Annotated in this window: 5 protein-coding genes and 1 pseudogene; 3 read left to right on the top strand and 3 right to left on the bottom strand. The window is 70.0% G+C overall.

All coding sequences use genetic code 11. The features are described from left to right. Window positions 1-14 precede the first annotated feature (14 nt). The 3 genes from gatB to gatC form a co-directional block, all read right to left on the bottom strand. Window positions 15-1478 (bottom strand): Asp-tRNA(Asn)/Glu-tRNA(Gln) amidotransferase subunit GatB, encoded by a 1464-nt coding sequence (gene gatB / locus AC1DVZ_RS18600; protein ID WP_477619685.1) that lies wholly within the window; start codon window positions 1476-1478, stop codon window positions 15-17. A 77-nt stretch (window positions 1479-1555) separates the two neighbouring features. After that, complete coding sequence (gene gatA / locus AC1DVZ_RS18595; protein WP_477619684.1) at window positions 1556-3073, bottom strand: Asp-tRNA(Asn)/Glu-tRNA(Gln) amidotransferase subunit GatA; 1518 nt, start codon at window positions 3071-3073, stop codon at window positions 1556-1558. Between the two features lie 109 nt (window positions 3074-3182). Beyond that, window positions 3183-3479 (bottom strand): Asp-tRNA(Asn)/Glu-tRNA(Gln) amidotransferase subunit GatC, encoded by a 297-nt coding sequence (gene gatC, locus AC1DVZ_RS18590; RefSeq protein WP_477619683.1) that lies wholly within the window; start codon window positions 3477-3479, stop codon window positions 3183-3185. Window positions 3480-3561: 82 nt separating this feature from the next. Between gatC and mce the strand changes: the two genes are divergently transcribed. From mce to AC1DVZ_RS18575, 3 genes and pseudogenes are all read left to right on the top strand, one after another. Then, window positions 3562-4002: a methylmalonyl-CoA epimerase gene (gene mce / locus AC1DVZ_RS18585; RefSeq protein ID WP_477619682.1), complete on the top strand. Its 441-nt coding sequence runs from the start codon at window positions 3562-3564 to the stop codon at window positions 4000-4002. 126 nt (window positions 4003-4128) lie between these two features. Next, entirely contained in the window at window positions 4129-5469 is a 1341-nt protein-coding gene (ccrA, locus tag AC1DVZ_RS18580) for a crotonyl-CoA carboxylase/reductase (protein ID WP_477619681.1), read from the top strand. Window positions 5470-5518: 49 nt separating this feature from the next. Further along, a pseudogene (locus AC1DVZ_RS18575) lies at window positions 5519-5871 on the top strand (hypothetical protein); the annotation flags it as partial.

The raw sequence follows: 5871 nt of genomic DNA, 5'->3' as shown, positions 1-5871 counted from the left end.
CAGGGGCAGCGACCTCAGGTGAGCTTGGCCAGGATCATCTCGCGAGCCTTGCCGGCGTCGGCCTGACCCCGCATCTCCTTCATCACCTGACCGATGAGGGCACCGGCGGCCTGGACCTTGCCGTCGCGCACCTTCTGGGCCACGTCGGCATTGGCCTCGATGACCTTGTCGACAGCCGCCTCGAGGGCGCCGTCGTCCTGCACCAGCTCGAGGCCACGCGCGTCTGCGACTTCGCTGGGCGTGCCCTCACCGTCGATGACCCCGTCGAGGACCTGGCGGGCCATCGAGTCGTTGAGCCGGCCGCCACGGACCAGTCCGTCGAGCTCGGCGATGTGGGCAGGGGTGACGCCGAAGTCCTCCACAGAGGAGCCCTCGACGTTCGCGCGACGGGCCAGCTCACCGGTCCACCACTTACGGGCACCGGCCGGGGTCGCGCCCGCAGCCACCGTCTCCTCGATCAGCGCGACCGCGCCGGCGTTCATGACGTCGCGCATCTCGAGGTCGCTGTAGCCCCACTCGGTCTGGAGCCGCTTGCGGCGCAGGCCAGGCGCCTCGGGCAGGGTGCCGCGCAGCTCCTCGACTGTCTCGCGGGTCGGGGCGACAGGGACGAGGTCGGGCTCGGGGAAGTAGCGGTAGTCCTCGGCGTCGGACTTCTCGCGGCCGCTCGTCGTGACCCCGGTGTCCTCGTGCCAGTGGCGCGTCTCCTGGGTGATCTTGTCGCCCTTGTCGAGGATCGCCGCGTGCCGGGTGATCTCGTAACGCACTGCCCGCTCGACGCTGCGCAGGGAGTTGACGTTCTTGGTCTCGGTGCGCGTGCCGAGTGGCACGTCGTCCTGGGCCTGGTCCCCTGTTGCCTTGGGGCGCAACGACACGTTGGCGTCGCAGCGGAGCGATCCCTGCTCCATCTTGACGTCGGAGACGCCGAGGGCGCGCAGCAGCTCGCGCAGCGCGCCGACGTAGGCCTTGGCCACCTCGGGCGCCCGCTCACCGGCACCGGTCAACGGCTTGGTGACGATCTCGATGAGGGGGATGCCGGCCCGGTTGTAGTCGACCAACGAGTGGTCGGCGCCGTGGATGCGTCCGGTGGCGCCACCGATGTGCAGCGACTTCCCGGTGTCCTCCTCCATGTGCGCGCGCTCGATCGCGACCCGGTAGACCGTGCCGTCGGACAGCTCGACGTCGAGGTGGCCCTCGAACGCGATCGGCTCGTCGTACTGGCTCGTCTGGAAGTTCTTCGGCATGTCCGGGTAGAAGTAGTTCTTCCGGGCGAACCGGCACCACTGCGCGATCTCGCAGTTGAGCGCCAGGCCGATCCGGATGGCCGACTCCACGGCCTTCTCGTTGACGACGGGCAGCGCGCCCGGCAGACCCAGGCAGACCGGGCAGACCTGGGTGTTGGGTTCGGCACCGAACTCGGTGGCGCACCCGCAGAACATCTTGGTCGCCGTGTTCAGCTCGACGTGCACCTCGAGACCCATCACGGGGTCGTAGCGCTCGAGCGCCTCGTCGTAGTCGACGATCTCCTCGGCGGTGGCCGTAGCGGTGTTCACAGTGGTCACGCTCCCTTCGCGGTCAGCTGGGGGGCCTTGGCCAGCAGCGAGCCGCCCCACCTGTCGACAAGCATCTTCTCCAGGGCGGCGCCCACGTTGTAGAGCCGCTCGTCCTTCGTCGCCGGCGCCAGGATCTGGATGCCGGTGGGCAGGCCGTCCTCGTCGGCGAGTCCGCTCGGCAGGGACATGCCGGGCACCCCCGCGAGGTTGGCGGGGATGGTCGCGACGTCCTGGAGGTACATCGACATCGGGTCGTCGAGCTTGTCGCCCAGCTTGAAAGCCGTGGTGGGCGCGGTCGGGCTGACCAGCACGTCGACCTGCTCGAACGCCGAGGTGAAGTCGTCCGCGATGAGGCGGCGGACCTTCTGGGCCTGGCCGTAGTAGGCGTCGTAGTAGCCGCTCGACAGGGCATAGGTGCCCAGGATGATGCGGCGCTTGACCTCGTCACCGAACCCGGCGTCGCGGGTGGCGGCCATGACCTGCTCGGCGCTGGGGTCGTCGATGCCCTCGGGCAGCACCCGCAGGCCGTAACGCATCGCGTCGAACTTGGCGAGGTTGGACGACGCCTCGCTGGGCAGGATGAGGTAGTAGGCCGCGAGCGCGTAGTCGAAGCTCGGGCACGACACCTCGACGACCTCGGCACCGGCCTCCTGGAGCAGGGCGACGGACTCGTCGAAGCGGGCGCGCACGCCGGCCTGGTAGCCCTCACCACCGAGCTCCTTGATCACCCCGACCTTGAGCCCTGTGACGTCCGCGCGGCGGGCCGCCTCGACGACCGAGGGCACCGGGGCGTTGATCGAGGTGGAGTCCATCGGGTCGTGTCCCCCGATGACCGAGTGCAGCAGGGCCGCGTCGAGGACGGTGCGCGTGCAGGGACCGGCCTGGTCGAGGCTGGAGGCGAGCGCCACCAGGCCGTAGCGGGACACCCCGCCGTAGGTCGGCTTGACCCCGACCGTGCCCGTGACCGACGCCGGCTGGCGGATCGAACCGCCGGTGTCGGTGCCGATCGCCAACGGCGCCTCGTATGCCGCGACCACGGCCGAGGAGCCGCCACCCGAGCCGCCGGGGATGCGCGTGAGGTCCCACGGGTTGTGGGTGGGGCCGTAGGCGGAGTGCTCGGTGGACGAGCCCATCGCGAACTCGTCCATGTTGGTCTTGCCGAGGATCGGCATGCCGGCCGACTTGAGGCGGGCCACGACGGTGGCGTCGTAGGGCGGGATCCACCCCTCGAGGATCTTGGAGCCGCAGGTCGTCGGCAGCCCCCGGGTGGCCATCACGTCCTTGACGGCGATCGGCACTCCGGCGAGGACATGCAGGTCCTCACCCGATGCCCGGCGCTGGTCCACGGCACGGGCCGCCCCGAGGGCACCCTCACCGTCCACGTGGAGGTAGGCGTGCACGTCGGCGTCGACGGCTGCGATGCGGTCGAGGTGGGCCTGCACGACCTCGACGGAGCTGAGCTCCCGGGAGCCGAGCGCGTGCGCGAGCTCGGCAGCGCTGAGGCGGGTGATGTCGGAGTTCACGGGTGGTGGTCCTCGGTCTGTCGCTGGTGGGGCGCGGACATGGGGTCGGCGGCGTGGGCCGCGGGTGGTGCGGGTGGTGCGCGGTCGGGCTCGGTCTGGCGTTGGCCCGTCAGTCCTCGTCGAGGATGCGCGGCACTGAGAAGCGCTGCTGCTCCTGCTCCGGGGCCCCGGACAGGGCGGCCTCGGCGCCGAGCGAGGGGCGGATCTCGTCCGGGCGGGTGACGTTGGTCAGCGGCAGCGGGTGCGACATCGGCTCGATGTCGTCCGCGGCGACTTCCTGCACCTTGGCGACGGACTCGAGGATGACGCCGAGCTCTCCGACCATCCGGTCGAGCTCGGCATCGGACAGGTCGATGCGGGCGAGGCCGGCGAGGTGCGCGACGTCGTCCCGGGACAGTGCGGACATGAGCGTCAGTCTAGGGGCGCGGTCCGGAGCGTGACGCATCGCTCATGTCGCGGCATACCCGCCTCGGCCTAGGCTGACGACCATGACTGGACTGCCCACCGAGCTCTTCACCGCCATCGACCACGTGGGGGTCGCGGTGCGCGACCTCGACGAGGCGATCGCCTTCTACCGCGACACCTACGGCATGACGCTGGCGCACCAGGAGGTCAACGAGGAGCAGGGCGTCCGCGAGGCGATGATGGCGGTCGGCGGCAGCGGGTCGCACATCCAGCTGCTGGCTCCCCTGTCGCCCGAGTCGACCATCGCGAAGTTCCTCGACCGCTCGGGGCCCGGCGTGCAGCAGGTGGCCTACCGCGTGGAGGACGTCCAGGCGGTCAGCCAGGTCCTGCGCGAACGCGGCCTGCGGCTGCTCTACGACGAGCCGCGGCGAGGCACCTCCAACTCGAGGGTGAACTTCATCCACCCCAAGGACGCCGGCGGCATCCTCGTCGAGCTCGTCCAGCCTGCCCACGAGACGCACTGAGACCCACTGGGGCGCGCCGCGTGAGGTAGGTCACCGCGTGACCGGAGTCTCACCGGGTATCCCGATTGCCTTACTCCGCAGTAGTTTCGGCTCCAGCCGTGCCGACGACGCCGAGGAGACAGACCCATGCAGGAAATCCGCGACGCCATCCTCTCCGGGGACCGCACCCCGGAGACGTATGCCGGGTTGTCCATTCCCGAGACCTATCGCGCCGTGACGGTGCACAAGGACGAGGTGGACATCTTCGAGGGCCTCACCACCAAGGAGAAGGACCCGCGCAAGTCCCTGCATCTCGACGACGTCCCGGTGCCCGAGCTGGCGCCCGGTGAGGCTCTCGTCGCCGTGATGGCCAGCGCGATCAACTACAACACCGTGTGGACCTCGATCTTCGAGCCGGTGTCGACCTTCGGGTTCCTCGAGCGCTACGGCCGCACCTCCGAGTTCGCCAAGCGGCACGACCTGCCCTACCACGTGGTCGGTTCCGACCTCGCCGGCGTCGTGCTGCGGACCGGACCCGGCGTCACCAAGTGGAAGCCCGGCCAGGAGGTCGTGGCGCACTGCCTGTCGGTCGAGCTCGAGGACGCCGAGGGCCACAACGACACCATGCTCGACCCGCAGCAGCGGATCTGGGGTTTCGAGACCAACTTCGGCGGGCTGGCCGAGCTGGCCATCGTCAAGTCCAACCAGCTGATGCCGAAGCCGGCCCACCTGACGTGGGAGGAGGCGGCTTCTCCCGGGCTGGTCAACTCGACCGCCTACCGCCAGCTGATCTCCAAGAACGGCGCAGCCATGAAGCTCGGCGACCGCGTGCTCATCTGGGGGGCATCCGGTGGCCTCGGCTCCTACGCCACCCAGATGGCGCTGTCGGGTGGCGCCACCCCGATCTGCGTCGTCTCCTCGCCGGAGAAGGCCCAGATCTGCCGCGACATGGGTGCCGAGCTGATCATCGACCGCAGCGCCGAGGGCTACCGCTTCTGGAACGACGACAACACCGCGCAGGACCCGCGGGAGTGGCAGCGGCTCGGCAAGAAGATCCGTGAGCTCACGGGCGGACACGACGTCGACATCGTCTTCGAGCACYCGGGGCGCGAGACCTTCGGGGCCAGTGTCTACGTCGCGCGCAAGGGCGGCACCATCGTCACCTGCGCCTCGACGTCGGGCTACATGCACGAGTACGACAACCGCTACCTGTGGATGAACCTCAAGCGGATCATCTCGAGCCACTTCGCCAACTACCGCGAGGCATGGGAGGCCAACGAGCTCATCAACCGTGGCCTCATCCACCCCACCCTCTCCAAGACCTACACGATGGACGAGGTCGGCCAGGCAGCGCTCGACGTGCACCGCAACGCCCACCAGGGCAAGGTCGGCGTACTCACCCTCTCCCCCGAGGCCGGGCTCGGCGTGACCGATGCCGAGATGCGGGCCTCCCTGCTCCCGCAGATCGACCGGTTCCGCAACACCTGACCTGCGGCGATGCCCCGACGCCGCAACGCCGTGCCATAGGCTCGGACCCATGTCAGCCCTGGACCGGTGGCGTGAGTTCCGGCGCGCACAGCGCGCCGCCCTGCTCGCCAGCAACCACCCGCACCAGGCCGCGGAGTCCGAGACGAGATTCTCGCCGACCGGCCTGCTCGCGGACATCCTGCCGGGCGGCCGGTCGAGCGACGACGCGGATGCCGCTGCCGGTGCCGGTGCCGGTGCCGGTGCGGCGACGGCCACGGCCACGGCCACGGCCGACCGCCAGCGGGCAGTGGACGCTGACGGGCGCCCTGACCGAGACCGCGACCAAGGACTCGACGACGGGCGCGACGAGGGGGACGAGGCAGGGGACCAAGGGCGTGGCCGTGACCAGGGTCAGGACCAGGG

It is taken from the genome of Pedococcus sp. P2_E5, assembly GCF_056403895.1.
This window is presented reverse-complemented; position numbering and strand designations above follow the sequence as displayed.